The sequence below is a fragment of the Litorimonas sp. genome, assembly GCA_029936425.1.
GTDB lineage: Bacteria > Pseudomonadota > Alphaproteobacteria > Caulobacterales > Maricaulaceae > Litorimonas.
This window is the reverse complement of sequence record JAPYSU010000004.1, coordinates 210,636-224,626: the sequence shown is the minus strand read 5'-3', so window position 1 is coordinate 224,626 and position 13,991 is coordinate 210,636. Positions and strand designations below refer to the sequence as shown.

General features: G+C 50.1%; 15 protein-coding genes. 11 read left to right on the top strand and 4 right to left on the bottom strand.

All coding sequences use genetic code 11. The features are described from left to right. Positions 1 to 41: 41 nt before the first annotated feature. The gene (locus ACN0IC_RS05870; RefSeq protein ID WP_416877832.1) at positions 42 to 1,700 is read right to left on the bottom strand and encodes a stimulus-sensing domain-containing protein; all 1,659 of its coding nucleotides are present in this window, start codon (positions 1,698 to 1,700) and stop codon (positions 42 to 44) included. Between the two features lie 49 nt (positions 1,701 to 1,749). Further along, the gene (locus tag ACN0IC_RS05865) at positions 1,750 to 2,454 is read right to left on the bottom strand and encodes a response regulator transcription factor (RefSeq protein ID WP_416877854.1); all 705 of its coding nucleotides are present in this window, start codon (positions 2,452 to 2,454) and stop codon (positions 1,750 to 1,752) included. Positions 2,455 to 2,698: 244 nt separating this feature from the next. On the opposite strand from ACN0IC_RS05865, the gene ACN0IC_RS05860 reads away from it, so the two are divergent. Further along, positions 2,699 to 3,574 carry a DUF1295 domain-containing protein gene (locus tag ACN0IC_RS05860; RefSeq protein ID WP_416877831.1) on the top strand — a complete coding sequence of 292 codons (876 nt, stop codon included), beginning with the start codon at positions 2,699 to 2,701 and terminating at the stop codon, positions 3,572 to 3,574. Between the two features lie 123 nt (positions 3,575 to 3,697). Here ACN0IC_RS05860 and rpoN read toward each other — a convergent pair whose 3' ends face one another. Next, positions 3,698 to 5,197 carry an RNA polymerase factor sigma-54 gene (gene rpoN, locus ACN0IC_RS05855; RefSeq protein ID WP_416877830.1) on the bottom strand — a complete coding sequence of 500 codons (1,500 nt, stop codon included), beginning with the start codon at positions 5,195 to 5,197 and terminating at the stop codon, positions 3,698 to 3,700. Positions 5,198 to 5,394: 197 nt separating this feature from the next. Between rpoN and ACN0IC_RS05850 the strand changes: the two genes are divergently transcribed. The 9 genes from ACN0IC_RS05850 to ACN0IC_RS05810 all read left to right on the top strand — a co-directional run bounded on the left by ACN0IC_RS05850 (position 5,395) and on the right by ACN0IC_RS05810 (position 11,448). After that, on the top strand, positions 5,395 to 5,568 hold the full coding sequence (locus tag ACN0IC_RS05850) for a DUF1328 domain-containing protein (protein ID WP_415811400.1): 174 nt from the start codon (positions 5,395 to 5,397) through the stop codon (positions 5,566 to 5,568). Positions 5,569 to 5,616: 48 nt separating this feature from the next. Beyond that, positions 5,617 to 6,276 (top strand): phosphoribosylanthranilate isomerase, encoded by a 660-nt coding sequence (locus ACN0IC_RS05845; protein ID WP_416877829.1) that lies wholly within the window; start codon positions 5,617 to 5,619, stop codon positions 6,274 to 6,276. Further along, entirely contained in the window at positions 6,269 to 7,495 is a 1,227-nt protein-coding gene (gene trpB / locus ACN0IC_RS05840; RefSeq protein WP_416877828.1) for a tryptophan synthase subunit beta, read from the top strand. The genes ACN0IC_RS05845 and trpB overlap by 8 nt, the downstream gene beginning before the upstream one ends. Positions 7,496 to 7,777: 282 nt before the next feature. Continuing rightward, positions 7,778 to 8,389 carry a hypothetical protein gene (locus ACN0IC_RS05835; protein ID WP_416877827.1) on the top strand — a complete coding sequence of 204 codons (612 nt, stop codon included), beginning with the start codon at positions 7,778 to 7,780 and terminating at the stop codon, positions 8,387 to 8,389. Positions 8,390 to 8,593: 204 nt separating this feature from the next. Then, positions 8,594 to 9,076 (top strand): hypothetical protein, encoded by a 483-nt coding sequence (locus ACN0IC_RS05830; RefSeq protein ID WP_416877826.1) that lies wholly within the window; start codon positions 8,594 to 8,596, stop codon positions 9,074 to 9,076. A gap of 77 nt (positions 9,077 to 9,153) precedes the next feature. Next, a complete protein-coding gene (locus ACN0IC_RS05825; protein WP_416877825.1) occupies positions 9,154 to 9,471 on the top strand; it encodes a hypothetical protein in 318 nt (105 codons plus the stop codon). Then, positions 9,438 to 10,310 (top strand): hypothetical protein, encoded by an 873-nt coding sequence (locus ACN0IC_RS05820; RefSeq protein ID WP_416877824.1) that lies wholly within the window; start codon positions 9,438 to 9,440, stop codon positions 10,308 to 10,310. Before ACN0IC_RS05825 ends, ACN0IC_RS05820 begins: the two co-directional genes overlap by 34 nt. Positions 10,311 to 10,368: 58 nt before the next feature. Then, positions 10,369 to 11,175 (top strand): tryptophan synthase subunit alpha, encoded by an 807-nt coding sequence (gene trpA, locus ACN0IC_RS05815; RefSeq protein WP_416877823.1) that lies wholly within the window; start codon positions 10,369 to 10,371, stop codon positions 11,173 to 11,175. Continuing rightward, on the top strand, positions 11,176 to 11,448 hold the full coding sequence (locus ACN0IC_RS05810; RefSeq protein ID WP_416877822.1) for a hypothetical protein: 273 nt from the start codon (positions 11,176 to 11,178) through the stop codon (positions 11,446 to 11,448). A 49-nt stretch (positions 11,449 to 11,497) separates the two neighbouring features. Here the strand turns inward: ACN0IC_RS05810 and ACN0IC_RS05805 are convergent, their stop codons facing one another. Continuing rightward, positions 11,498 to 11,755, bottom strand: coding sequence for a hypothetical protein (locus tag ACN0IC_RS05805; protein ID WP_416877821.1), 258 nt, complete (start codon positions 11,753 to 11,755; stop codon positions 11,498 to 11,500). 288 nt (positions 11,756 to 12,043) lie between these two features. On the opposite strand from ACN0IC_RS05805, the gene ACN0IC_RS05800 reads away from it, so the two are divergent. After that, a complete protein-coding gene (locus ACN0IC_RS05800) occupies positions 12,044 to 13,975 on the top strand; it encodes an ATP-binding protein (protein WP_416877820.1) in 1,932 nt (643 codons plus the stop codon). The last annotated feature ends 16 nt before the right edge of the window (positions 13,976 to 13,991 follow it).

The window sequence follows — 13,991 nt, the reverse complement described above, 5'->3', positions numbered from 1 at the left end:
GTCATAAAAACTGCAAAATTATGGGGGGATTATTTCTATAATTATTTGTTGGATCGGGGTTGTTGGCGCGGCACGTCGACAACAAATCGCGCCCCGGCAACCGCGCGACCGTCTGAAGTCATACGATTTTCAGCATGAATACGGCCCTTATGAGCCCTGACAATCTGGCGGCAAATCGCCAGACCCAATCCGGAATGGCTCCCGAATTCTGCGCCTTTGGGCCGCTGGGTATAAAATCTTTCAAATACAGTTTCCAGATTATCAGTCGGAATACCCGGTCCATCATCCTCAACCGATATAATGACCCGGTCCCGGCCTTTTTTCTGTACCAGCTCGGCTGAAATACAAACCTCTCCCCCAAGCGGAGAAAATGTGAGGGCGTTATCTATCAAATTGCGTAAAACCTGCGCGAAAGGGGTCTCAAAAGCCCGGATAAAAACAGCCTCTCCGTCTGGCAAACGGTTTTCATGCCTGACAACGGGCCCTTCCCCGGATCGGGTTTGGACATAAAATTCGGTAATATTGTGTAGAATTTCTCCGACATCCAATATCTGCGCTGTTTCCCGCGCGAGATTGGCATCCACTTTTGAAGCTTTGGAAATATCCGTAATAAGCCTATCCATGCGGGAGACATCTTGCTGTATAATATCAATAAGCTGGTTTCTTTGTTCTTCGGTCCGCGCAACGCGCAATGTGTCCGACGCAGACCGTAAACTGGTCAGGGGGTTCTTAATCTCATGCGCGACGTCGGCGGCGAAGTTCGCAATATCGTCTATGCGCGAATAGAGACCCTGCGTCATTTCCCGCATGACTTTTGAAAGATCGCCAATCTCGTCACGCCGGCCGGAAAGATCCGGAATAGCATCGCGTTTATCGGAACTTCGCGTCACCAGCTCGGCCGCCCGTGCCAGTTTTCGCATGGGCAGCGTAATGAATAAAGTCAGCGCCAAAGAGCTGAGAATTGTCGCGAGAAAAGCCAATCCAATAATCGGAGCCAGAGCCTGTCGTTCTGCCTGAACGATACCGGAGACATCATCGCTTTCTACCGTCACGACCCCCAAAATCTGCTGCACGCGCTGCACCGGGAGGGACACTGTCACAATTAAATTATCCTCCTCGTCATAGCGCGGCCCCATGATTGATTCCCCTGACAGAGCCAGACGGACATCCCCGCGCAAATCGCGGCGCAAATTATTTCTTTCGGCCTGTCGCCATGGCAAATTATTCAGACGTTCTGTGAACCAGTTTTTGGTCTTGTCGACCCACTGTTCATGAACGGGTTCCGGCGGAATTTCAGAGAGGATGGGATCAAGCGACCCAACTGAAATCGTCTCGTCCAGGCGCGCTGTGTCCGCAACAACCTCTCCCGACCTATCATGTAAACGGACGCGCCAACCGACAGGTGTGTTAACGCCCCGAAGAACTTGTCGCGCTCCGGTAACATCCAACTCTGCGGAAACGCCGCGGCCTGTGGCTTGTTCACCAATGACAGTCGTAATTGTCGCCGCAAGGGAGCGTAAATTATCAACTTTGGCATTAATTAATCCCGCCTCGAACCTGTTCATGGCGAGCGATCCGGAAATCAGGATAATCAGGCCAATCAGATTAGCGATAAAAATAACGCGCGTCAGCCGAGAGGCGAGAAGCGAACGACGCGGTCCAAAACGTTTATGGCGGAGCCGTCTTTCACGCAAACGCATCCGACCCGCTTTCGCGGGCCGTATTTTGTCTTCGGAGGGCGTCTGCCCTTTAGGCTTCTTTATATTTATATCCGACACCATAGAGGGTTTCTATACCGTCAAAACTCTTATCGGTCTTGCGAAATTTCTTACGCAATCGTTTGATGTGGGAATCAATCGTCCGGTCATCGACATAAACCTGATCGTCATAAGCGGCGTCCATCAGCTGATCTCGGGATTTCACATAACCGGGACGATTGGCAAGACTTTCCAGAATAAGGAACTCAGTCACGGTCAGGCGCACCGGGTTTCCGTCCCACGAACAAGCGTGACGGTTGGGGTCAAGCAAAAGCTTGCCGCGGCGGATAACCTTGTCATCGCCTTCCTGCGGGGTCGGCATTTCAATAGAGGTGAGCGAGGCGCGGCGTAGCACGGCTTTTATTCTCTCGCCAAGGAGACGTTGTGAGAACGGCTTGGTGATATAATCATCCGCGCCCATATTAAAACCAATGGCTTCGTCGAATTCGTCGTCTTTTGACGTTAGAAAAATAACCGGCAAGTTCGAGGTTTGACGCAGACGGCGGAGAAGTTCCAACCCGTCCATACGCGGCATTTTTACGTCGAGCACGGCCAGGTCCGGCGGCGAGTCTTTCAACGCTTCCAGCGCGCTCACCCCGTCATGAAATTTACGTACTTCATATCCTTCACCTTCGAGAAACATCGACACAGAGGTCAGAATGTTTTCGTCATCATCCACCAGATAAATCTTGGCCATAGCGGTCTCTCGTCTCAACCCGTCCACCGATGTCTTGACCTGACGCGGCGAATAATTCTTGTTCCTTACTAAGCTCATCGTTTGCATTGTCCAACCCTCGTTTCGTGAATGATGGGATTTGTCTAACAATCGACTATGGCGTGGTTATGGCGCCGGTTTGCCTTAGTTTCGGCCATTTTGGCAAAACCATGGCATTGCGTGATTCGTAATATTCGCTACAAAACCCAAAAGTCTGAGGTGATCCATGCTGACCGATATTCTTGTTAATTTCTTCCACGCTGCCGCCGTGGTGTTTGGACTTCTGACTTTACTTTGGTCAATTAGCGTCGCGGTAAAAGATGCCAGCCTTGTCGATGTTTTCTGGGGCTTTGGGTTTTTATGTGTTGGGGCGGTCTGCCTTTATCTGGCCGATCCCGTCACCCCTTATCTCTGGCTGTTGGGATTACTCCCCGTCATCTGGGGCGCGCGATTGACGATTTATTTGGCGATGCGAAACCTTGGACACGGCGAAGACAAACGTTACGTGGCTATGCGAAAGCGCTCCAAATTAAATGAAGCGGCGTGGCGTCTGCGGAGTCTTTTTTCAATCTATTGGGGGCAAGGCCTGCTCATCATGATCGTCAGCGCCCCGGTTTGGGTGAGCATGGGAACACATGTTGCGGGGCGTGTGGTCAATTCAGGTGACGAAGCGATTTATATTCACGCCAATGCCTATATAAATCTCTTGGCTGTCCTGGGAACTTTGCTTTGGCTCATCGGGTTCTTGTTCGAAGCCATTGGCGACTGGCAACTCTCCCGTTTTATGAAAAAGCACAAGGATTATGACGGTCCTGAAGAGGATAAACCTGTCCTTAATACAGGCCTATGGCGTTATACGAGGCACCCGAATTATTTTGGTAATGCCTGCATGTGGTGGGGCATCTGGCTCGTCGCCTGCGAAGCGCCGTGGGGCTGGGCTACAATATTCGCCCCGATCATCATGACCTATCTGCTCACCAATGTATCCGGCAAAGATTTACTGGAAAAGGACATGGGGAAGCGAAAGAATTATCAACTCTACATCAAACGCACGAGCGGGTTCTTTCCATTACCGCCGAAGAATAAGAGTGAGGTAGAGTGATTTTCTTCCCCCTTTACCTGTCATTCCGCGAGAAGTCGCGGAAGTTCGAGCGAAGGCATTTCACAGCTCGAACTCCTGCGACTACGTTTCGTTTCGGCAGGATGACGAGACAAAAATAGTACTCTAAACCGCGTATTTAAATATCCGGCGTCTCTCTACGCTGCTGGGTATACCCATACTTTCACGGTATTTTGCAACGGTTCGGCGGGCAATGTCGACGCCTTCTCCGCGCAAAAGCTTGACCAATTTATCGTCTGATTTAACAGTTTTTTCCGTTTCTTCGCTGATCAAAATTTTAATTTTATTGCGTACGGCTTCTGCGGAATGGCCTTCACCGCCATCCAGTGAAGGAATGGCCGCTGTGAAGAAATATTTCAATTCGAATAGTCCGCGCGTCGTATGCATGAACTTATTGCTAGTGACCCGGCTTACCGTGCTTTCATGCATTTCGATGGCATCGGCCACATCTTTGAGTTTGAGCGGGCGCATATGATCGACGCCATACGCAAAAAACGCGTCCTGCTGCTTCACGATTTCGCTTGTGACCTTCAAAATTGTTCGCGCGCGCTGATCCAATGATTTTACGAGCCAGCTGGCGCTCTGGTGACACTCCGAAATGAATTCGCGAGCCGTTTCATCCTCACCGCCAACTTTTTGAATTTCATTATAATAGCGATTATTAATCAGAACACGCGGCAGGGTGTCGGCATTTAATTCGACGGCCCATCCGCCATTCGGGGTTTCTCGGATAAACACATCCGGCTCTACGACCTGCGCGGTGCTGCCGCTATAGACCGCACCAGGTTTCGGCGCGCAATTCCTGATGCGCGCAATCATAGCGCCCATCCGGTCCCGCCCCACGTCACATATTTTCATGAGTTTCGACAAATCATGCTTGGCCAGTAGATCCAGGTTGGCGAGCAAAACCTGCATCGCTTCATCGAGACCTCCCTGCTCTCGAATTTGGAGCATAAGACATTCAGATAAACTCCGCGCAAAAAGACCTGTCGGTTCACAGGTTTGGAGCTGCGTCAAAAGAGACGAAATACGAGAGGTTTCCACCCCCAGATTTATGGCTATCTCTTCCACGCTCATGCGTAGATAGCCAGCCTCATCAAGCTGACCGATCATGTAATCGGCGATAAGTCCGTCACGTGGCTCTAGCCGCAAAAGAGATTTCTGCGCCTTTACATGCTCTGGCAGGCTTATTTCGGCGGCAGCATTTGCGGCGGCGTCATAATCGCCGCCCCCTGAAAAACTCCCGGATTTTTCATTACGCGACCAATCAACGGAGCCGCCGACATCTTCCCCGCCTCTGTCAGCCGCCGTAGACTCCGGATTTACGGCATGGTCGGGTACATCAAAATCAGACGCGGCCGCAGCGGGAGCGTCTTTATCCACCGTCGCCTGCAGCGCGTCTCTAAGCGTATTGGCAATCTGCTCGCCCCGCCGGTTTTCGTCCCCCGTGCCGCGCTCCAACAGGGGGTTACTCTCCAACTGTTCTTCAACAAATTCGGCCAGTTCAATATTCGAATATTGCAGTAATTGGATCGCTTGGCGCAATTGCGGCGTCATGGCGAGCTGCTGGCTCTGCCGCGCCTGTAATCTTGGAGCTAATGCCACGTTTGCCTACCCTGCTTCATTTTCACATAACGGGCCATTTTTGATTTCAGGCCGTCTTGAAACAGTCTTTAGGAAAGAAGCCTTAATTTGGCGTGTGGCGACAGGGTTAATAGTTTGTATCGTTCAGTTTGGCGCCTTTACGGAACCAAGACTTAAGGACGACGTTTGATAGGCATAACAACTAAAAGGAGGTCAACATGTTAGGTTGGTCAATCGCATTTTTCATCCTCGCCATCATTGCGGGTTTATTGGGGTTCACTGGGATTGCAGGCGCAATGGCAGGCGTAGCTCAAGTCTTGTTTGTCATTTTTCTCGTGCTGTTGGTGATTTCCTTCATCATTCGTGCCTTTAAGGGCCGCTCTGTGGTATAATTACCGCCGAACACTAGTAAGAGAAAATGACTGTGATAAGGGAGCTCTATGAGTTCCCTTTCTTTTTTGCCCAAAGTTAAAATCTGCGGTCTGACGCGCGCTGAAGATGTGCAAAGTGCAATTAGTGCGGGCGCAGATTTCCTTGGTTTCATCATTCAGGCTAACAGCCCCCGGCGAGTGAGCATTGAGGAGGCCAAACCCTTATTCATGCCGAGCAAAGGGCTGGCCAAGAGAGTAGCCGTCACAGTGAACCCGGATGATGAACTTTTAGACAATATCTCTCAGGAGCTGGATCCGGATTTCGTCCAGTTTCACGGCGACGAAACGGTTGATCGACTTGCTCAAATTTCAAAACGATATGATTTCGGTCTTATCAAGGCCGTCCCTATTGCCTCAGATGAAGACATGAAAACCGCCGGGGAATATGCGGGGATTGTCGACTTTGTTTTATATGATGCGCAACCGCCCAAGGGCTCGCAAGTCAGAGGCGGTCATGGCGTAAAAATCGATTGGGATATTATTGCCCGCGCCCCGACGCCCAAAGTTTTCGCACTCGCCGGAGGCCTGACGCCGGGCACTGCCCGAGAGGCCATATCTAGGACAAAAGCACCCATTCTGGACGTTAGCTCTGGCGTCGAAAGCGCGCCGGGCGTAAAGGATACGTCCAAAATTCAAGCCTTTATGAAAGCGGTCAAATCCCATGGGTAAACCTGAGAACATCCCCTTCCCTGATGAAAATGGCCGGTTTGGCGACTTTGGCGGGCGTTATGTCTCCGAAACTTTGATGCCGCCCATTCTGGAACTCCAAAAAGCCTATGAAGATGCCAAGGCCGATCCGGAGTTTCAGAAAGAGCTGGATTATTTCATGGCCCATTATGTGGGCCGTCCGTCGCCGCTCTATTTTGCCGAACGCCTGACCGAAGAAGCGGGCGGCGCTAAAATCTATTTCAAGCGCGACGAGCTTAACCATACGGGCGCTCATAAAATCAATAACTGCATGGGCCAGCTCCTGCTCGCTAAACGCATGGGCAAAAAACGCATTATCGCCGAAACGGGCGCAGGACAGCACGGCGTTGCCACGGCCACCGTTGCCGCGCGTCTGGGCATGGAATGTATCGTCTATATGGGCGCGGTCGATATTGTGCGGCAGAAACCAAATGTTTTCCGCATGCGCCTCCTCGGCGCCGAAGTCCGGGCCGTGCATTCCGGAACAGCTACCCTAAAAGACGCCATGAACGAAGCCCTGCGCGACTGGGTTACAAATGTCGGCGATACATTTTATTGCATCGGTACAGTTGCGGGACCGCACCCTTACCCGGCCATGGTTCGTGACTTTCAAGCTGTCATAGGCCGCGAAGCAAAAGAGCAGATTATGGACGCGGAAGGCCGCCTGCCCGACGCGGTCGTCGCCTGTATCGGCGGGGGCTCTAACGCGATGGGTCTGTTCCATGAATTTGTGCCGCATAAAAATGTGCGCCTCATCGGCGTCGAAGCGGCGGGCAAAGGCGTCAAATCCGGTCTTCATGCGGCCTCGCTCACAGGCGGAACGCCGGGCGTGCTCCACGGCAACCGAACTTATTTGCTACAGGATGAAAACGGACAGATCGCAGACGCCCATTCTATCTCCGCCGGGTTGGACTATCCCGGTATAGGGCCGGAACATGCTTACCTTCACGATATTGGCCGTGCCGAATATATCAGCGCCACCGACGACGAAGCCCTGCACTGGTTCCAGGAATGTGCCCGACTTGAAGGCATCCTCCCCGCGCTGGAGCCTAGCCATGCTATACCCCGAACAGTCGAACTCGCCAACGAACTCGGCCGCGAGGGCCTTATCATCATGAATATGTGCGGCCGCGGCGATAAAGATGTCTTCACCATTGCCGACGCGCTTGGAGAACATATCAGCGCCGGAACCGAAGGATAATTCCGGCGACTCATTAAAATGGTCTGTGAATGTCGCTGATCCCCTTGAGTCATTGCCGCAAGATGAACTCAAATAAAAACAGTTTAAATTCAAACTGAAAAGTTACGAAAAATCTGTTTTTTCTCTCGGAAATAGTAACGCTTCTTTACCTTTCTTCTGTGAGAGTCATTGACGTTGACCCTCAAATCTCATTTAACGGAGGCGAGGAAAAGCCAATATCGCCTCTGCGTGATAGCTTTTGATCAAGCGTCAGGACAGGACGCCTAAGAAGGGGAATATTCCATGAAAGTTTCAAGGATAGTTTTTTCACTCGGATTGGGCCTCGCGTCACTCATCGCTTTACCGACACTTTCGGCGCAAGCTCAGGATTTGGTGGCTGAAGCCCCCGCCCCTAGTGTAAACCTAACGGAAAACCCGGCCCTCAAGGGTTTAAAAGCCCCGGTTTTTGACACACAGCCCCGCGACCTTCTCTTTAAAGGGTTGACCAATATTGAGCGTCAGACAGAAACAAGCCGTACGGATGGGTGTTCTAAAATTCAAAAAGGCCTGACTCTCAGCGGCGGCTTTCTTCTTATCGCCTGCGAAAAATTAAAATCCGAATTGCCAATTGGACTTCAGGATATAGCCGCCAGAAAGTATATGGCGGAGATGGAAAAACTTGGATGGAAAAAAGATCCCTCTCATAAGAAAAGGGGAGAAACGAAATATCTCAAAACAGACGCGACCGGATGCAACCGCACCATGTCTGTTGCGGCGTGGACTGACAGAGCTTTGAATGAGCCGCGCTTGCCTAGCCTGACCCGGAGAGATTATCGCCAGATCGTTTTCATCATGGGCTTTGACGGCAAAACCTGTGAACACCATTATGAAGGCGTGAAACAAGCGGCGAGGTAAACACCGTTCTTTTCCACAATTAATTGATAAGTTGTTTTCGAAAGGCTCCTTCCTGAGGGGTCTTTTTCTTTGGTCAAATCCCATTTTTAATTGAATCTTAAAAAACAATCTTAGACTGTAATCATTTTTTAAGACTCCGCCTTGTAATACCACCTTATGTTGTTTCCTTCGCAATGATGAAAGGAGGAAAATTGGGAGGCTTATATGAGGTCAATAAAGTTTATAACCTTGATGGGGGTGACGGCAGCAATGTTATCTTGCCCTGCATTCGCAACAGACCAAAACGTGAATTTCCGGGGCATTATCAATAATAGCTGTACGCTTGTCGTCCTGAATGATGGGCTACTCGGCGTCTCATCAGACCAAACAGTTTTATCCTCCAAAGAGTCCGGGGGTCTGCAAGGCCGCATATCAGCCGTTACAAACGGACCAGGCAATACAATTGAAATCATCAGTCCGAGCGGGTTCACGGTTGGCCCCCCTTCCGCAGATGTGAACACGATATTTGAAACGGAATACTCCGCATCCGGCGGCACAATTCTATCAAATTTGTTGGGAGTCGTCGTGTCGATTCTCGGCATTGGTACAACCACGATAGATATTGACGCTACGGCGACAAAAACCTCGGGTACATTTGAAAGCGGAGCCTACGAACTCACCACGGTAGTCAGATGCGTCGTCCCATAAAGCTCCTTTTTTCAGCTGTGTGGCTTTCGTTATTTAGTAGTGTCGGTTTTCTGGCATCTGCGCAAAGCGTCGCGCCTATGACGCAGGAAATTCAAGGATTTAATTCGCAATTCGTCGCGCAGGTCGAAATCAGCAATCCTTATGATAGTCCTCAAAAAGCCAATGTCAGAGTTTACTCTTCTGATTGGCAACCTATTCAGCCGATATATCTATCAAATGCCAATCGCATTCTTGCCCCAAACCAAAAAGTTATCGTGACAGCGCTCATTCCGTTTGCGCGGCAAAGTCATCGCGTTGTCTACATTTGCAATTCCATTACGCCGCGCCTGGGCGGTGTCGGACAAAGTTACAGGGGAGAAGTATGCGGAAAAGTCTCAGCACAGCGTTTAAGCTAATCATATTAGGCGGAGTTGCGGGCTATGGCAGCGCGGCCGCTCAAGTTATCCCTGATAATGCCAATAATCCTATCATCCTTCCCAGTACCTCTAGCTCTTACAATCAAAATGGCTTTAACCTGCCCACCATTCCGAACATCACAGGACAGGATATTGTAAGAGGCTCAGGCGGTATTTCATGCCAGTCATCAGTGGGCTCGGGCGGACCTAATTTTGACCTTGGGGTAATTGGTTCCAACGACATGTTTGACCGAGACTCAATGTCTGTCTATGGGCGCATTACGGTGCCGCTTGGGAAACGTCCAAAACGCGTGGATTGTACGCGGCTCTACGATCTGGAAATCAGCCGCCTTCAGATGGAATTACAGCTCATGCGTGCCGGAGCCTCTTCCAATAACATGCTGGATGCGAATGCAGCGCGCCAAATCGTTTCTCAAGGCCCGGTTCACGCCGCGCCGTCCCAAAGGGCCCAACCGTTTCATCTGGCCGCGTCTCCTACATCCCTTCAAAGCTCAACCTCGCAAGGATTACGGGTCTCTACGCCGCCTCACTCCCCGCCCCGGCAAGAGATCCGTACCCCAGAGTACCGAAAACAGCCGCCTTATCAGCCGCAACCTCCTCACACGGCAAAACATCACGCTCCTTTGTCGAATCCTCCTGCCGTAAAATGCTGCCAGCCTGGTCAAGTTCCGTCTTATTATCAACCGACCCCCGGTCCGGCCTATCAGCCCTATCATAATGATGCCCGGAAGGCGCCGCCGCAGCTGCGCCAAGAGCAACGATATCAGAGACAACCCGTCAGAACTCTGCAGAACACCCAAAACCTTCTGCGCAGATAGGGCTAAACCGCAAAGTAAAGTCTGGTCAGTTGCCCTAAAAACTTTTAGGTCACCTCTCATGACTGTTCGTATTGACCAAACCTTTTCCGATCTGAAAGCCCAGAACAAGGCGGCTTTCGTTGCTTATATCATGGGCGGCGATCCAGACCGCGAAACCTCACAGAAAATGCTGAACGCCCTCCCCGAACACGGCGTGGATATTATTGAGCTGGGCATTCCTTTCACCGACCCCATGGCCGACGGCCCCGTCATCGAAGACGCCGGGATTCGCGCGCGTAAATCCGGTACGACCCTTAAAACCGTACTCGACATGGCCAAACAGTTTCGGACCAAAAATACGACGACGCCGATCATCGTCATGGGATACTGCAATCCCATCCATCATATGGGTTACGCCGCCTTTGCAAAAGCCGCGAAAGACGCAGGCATTGACGGCGCCATCATCGTGGACCTCCCGCCCGAAGAAGACACAGATCTCCGCGCCGCTTTTGACGCACATGATCTGGCTCTCATCCGTCTCGCCACGCCGACAACAAATGCCAAACGCCTTCCCAAAGTCGTCGAAGGCACAAAAGGCTTTGTCTATTACGTCTCCATGACCGGCGTCACGGGGGCTAATGATGTCGCCAGCAAGGAAAAAGGAACGTCAATTAAAGAACAGGTCGCCCGCGTCAAAGAGGCGGCGAACCTTCCTGTTGTCGTCGGCTTCGGGGTCAAAACCCCCGAACGCGCCCGCGTCGTCGCCAAAGACGCTGACGGCGTTGTTGTCGGCACAGCGATTGTGAAAACACTATTCGAAGACGGCCTTGATGCGGCTCTCGCTCTGGTCAAATCACTCGCAGACGCCACACATGGGGAAGCTTAAATGGCCTGGGAAAGACGCCGCCATCCGGAACTCGAATCAGATCTGGATATCCTGTTATCCGACATGTGTACGGAATGGAATATGTGCGCGGGTGTGACGGCAAGGGATTTGCTGAAAGACGGTAAGCCGCTTACGTCCAAACGATTCACCGAAGCCTTGATTATCGCCGAAGGCCTGAAGCCCGAAGAAGAAACCAATATGGTGCGCCGCATCAAACGAAAATTTGTGCAGCGCTACGGCCACGTCGTGACCAAAAAGGAATATTCGATTTAAATTTTATTGCCGGGCTCAAGTGATGTTTAAAGTCGCGCAGCTTATAAATTTATGATTTCGGATTTTTTCCAAGAGCGGGTTTGATTAGCCATCTGTAAATCCCGACTATATTTATCACAGTTAGAACGACATTCTGTATTGCGAGCGGAGACTCGCCAGCCAATACGCCAAAAGTTACCCAGGCAATCGAAGACCCCGTAAAGATAATGAAACCATAACCTGAAATTTTCGCGGATAAGTTTAATGCGACCATGATGGCCGCAACAATTCCAGTAATTGTGGCGAACCACTGAATAATGTCTTCCATAATTCCCTCTAGCATCAATTAAATATAACAAACCAGTCCCTACGCCCTGTGCCGAGGCTTTGATCTCCGAGAGCGCAAAATAAGATTAAGGTCTTCTCCCGTGAACCTTTTGTGAAGAATAGTGTTTACGACCCCAAAACGCATCTTTTGGTTGTAGTCTTTTACTCTCTGTTTACCCCGCCTTTCTACGGGATTGGTTCGGTCTTTAAGGGGCTGTGTCGGGTTCCGTCTCGCTGTGGGGGCACTAACTTGAGGATATAATTGCCTGCTTAATTTGGACTCCAGAGAATGAATTACCGACATTTATTTCGATTCAAATCAATCCGGAATCGTCTGTTAATGGTTTTTGGCGCTTTGTGCGCATTAATTTCTGTCTTGTGTTTTTATTCTCTCTATTCCCTTCACCAGGTTGATCGAGAAATTGAAGCGGGCTATTTACGTCCCCATCAAATGATGATCCTTTCCCGGGAAGCCGGAGAAAATTTTTCCCGGGCGAATAGTCTGATTATGACCGAAATGGCGAGAGAGGCACAGGGCGCCGCCATTTATCACACCGGCTTAAAAGAAAGCATTGAAAACATTAACACCTCTCTGTCGGAGCTGGATAAATTTTCCATGGATTCCGAAGATCGAAAAGTCATTCAGGAAACCAAAGAGAATATTCAGCTCTGGTCCAGTTTTATTTCGGATGGCCCGAGATTTTATGACTTTGAAAAAATGCGTGTTCTCACGGAATTATCAAAGAAGATTTTCATTAATTTCGAGAACATTATGCTGAGTCATTCCAATGAAATGGCGGTATCTCAGGCCAAAGCCTCTCAGCATATTGATGTCATGCGAATTATCACCGCCTGCGCGGTTATCTTTTCGCTCTTTTTTTCAGCTATCTCCCTTTTCTGGCTCACCAAAGCCATAATCAATCCTCTGCAACTGGCCTCCAAAGTTGCCGGCACTATTTCCGAAGGGAATTTTGACGCCAAAATACCCAAAGGCGGAGCGGATGAAACGGGGGAAGTCTTGCGGTCCATGACGATTATGCAGGCCAAAATACGCTCGCGTTTCGAGATAGAAAAAGTGGCAAAATTACAAGCACAGGACCATCTCAATAATGCCTTGGAACAGTCCCAGGACGCCGTACTCATTACCGATAAAGACGGGAAAATTGTAACCTCTAACCATAAAGTCGGAGACCTGTTTGTTCATCTCAATCAAAAGCCTCTGACAGGAAAGGCGCTTTCGGAATTTTTTCTGCCGGATGGCCGGCCCATTATGGAAAATATCTCGGCCATTACCGAGAGCCGGGAGTTTTCTTTTGGGGAAAATAGGTGGGCGAGATTGAACGCAACTCAAAGCGCAAATGGAGGACAGATATTCATCTGGACGGATATGAGCCCGGAACACAGGCGCGAGGAAAATCTGCGCCGCGCAATTGCGAATGCCCAAGCCGCCGAAGTCGCCAGAACTCAATTTCTGGCAACGATGAGCCACGAATTACGAACACCGCTAAATGCCGTTATCGGTTTCTCGGACGCCATGAGCCGGGAAACGTTCGGCCCCCATAATGCGCCTCAATATAAGGAATTATCAGAAAAGATTCTTGAAAGCGGAGAGTCTCTTTTGGAAATGATCAATGACATGCTCATTGTGGCCGATAATCGTGAAGAAGAAGAAATTGAGGTGGTGAAGACAGAGGTTTGCGTCAATGAAATGATTGAAAAAGTAATACAGGAATTTCAGAGTCGGATAGAAGAGAAAAGCATTCGCTTAAACTGGCAGCCCGTTCATACTGACTCGAGCTTTGCTACAGACATATCGAAATTTGAACATGTTCTTAAATGCGTGATGAGCAATGCGGTTAAATTCAATAAAAATAATGGATTAATAAAAATAATTCCGAAACGTGAAGAAGATCGAATGTCTATTTCAATTATTGATTCCGGAGTCGGGATTGCCACTGAAAAGATGGCCTCGATTTTCAAACCACTCGAACAATCCGACAGTTCCTATTCACGGGCCTTTGGCGGTGCGGGACTCGGACTTACAGTTGCCAAAAGGTGGATGAACGTTTTGAATGGCAATTTACTTATTACGTCACAGCTTGGCAAAGGCACATTGGTCAAACTTGTTCTTCCCACCACGAATAATTCTATAAAAGGTTCGACGATAGAAGAAACCAGGAAAGCCCGGTCGCTCCCGGCACTTACCGACCACGCGGCATAATGTGGCTGAGAAGAAC

Excerpts from the sequence above, each read along its gene's own strand:
- ACN0IC_RS05870 (WP_416877832.1), bottom strand. The coding sequence starts at position 1,700 with ATGCGTTTGCGTGAAAGACGGCTCCGCCATAAACGTTTTGGACCGCGT.
- ACN0IC_RS05865 (WP_416877854.1), bottom strand. The coding sequence starts at position 2,454 with ATGGCCAAGATTTATCTGGTGGATGATGACGAAAACATTCTGACCTCT.
- ACN0IC_RS05860 (WP_416877831.1), top strand. The coding sequence starts at position 2,699 with ATGCTGACCGATATTCTTGTTAATTTCTTCCACGCTGCCGCCGTGGTG.
- ACN0IC_RS05850 (WP_415811400.1), top strand. The coding sequence starts at position 5,395 with ATGTTAGGTTGGTCAATCGCATTTTTCATCCTCGCCATCATTGCGGGT.
- ACN0IC_RS05845 (WP_416877829.1), top strand. The coding sequence starts at position 5,617 with ATGAGTTCCCTTTCTTTTTTGCCCAAAGTTAAAATCTGCGGTCTGACG.
- trpB (WP_416877828.1), top strand. The coding sequence starts at position 6,269 with ATGGGTAAACCTGAGAACATCCCCTTCCCTGATGAAAATGGCCGGTTT.
- ACN0IC_RS05835 (WP_416877827.1), top strand. The coding sequence starts at position 7,778 with ATGAAAGTTTCAAGGATAGTTTTTTCACTCGGATTGGGCCTCGCGTCA.
- ACN0IC_RS05830 (WP_416877826.1), top strand. The coding sequence starts at position 8,594 with ATGAGGTCAATAAAGTTTATAACCTTGATGGGGGTGACGGCAGCAATG.
- ACN0IC_RS05825 (WP_416877825.1), top strand. The coding sequence starts at position 9,154 with ATGACGCAGGAAATTCAAGGATTTAATTCGCAATTCGTCGCGCAGGTC.
- ACN0IC_RS05820 (WP_416877824.1), top strand. The coding sequence starts at position 9,438 with ATGCGGAAAAGTCTCAGCACAGCGTTTAAGCTAATCATATTAGGCGGA.
- trpA (WP_416877823.1), top strand. The coding sequence starts at position 10,369 with ATGACTGTTCGTATTGACCAAACCTTTTCCGATCTGAAAGCCCAGAAC.
- ACN0IC_RS05810 (WP_416877822.1), top strand. The coding sequence starts at position 11,176 with ATGGCCTGGGAAAGACGCCGCCATCCGGAACTCGAATCAGATCTGGAT.
- ACN0IC_RS05805 (WP_416877821.1), bottom strand. The coding sequence starts at position 11,755 with ATGGAAGACATTATTCAGTGGTTCGCCACAATTACTGGAATTGTTGCG.
- ACN0IC_RS05800 (WP_416877820.1), top strand. The coding sequence starts at position 12,044 with ATGAATTACCGACATTTATTTCGATTCAAATCAATCCGGAATCGTCTG.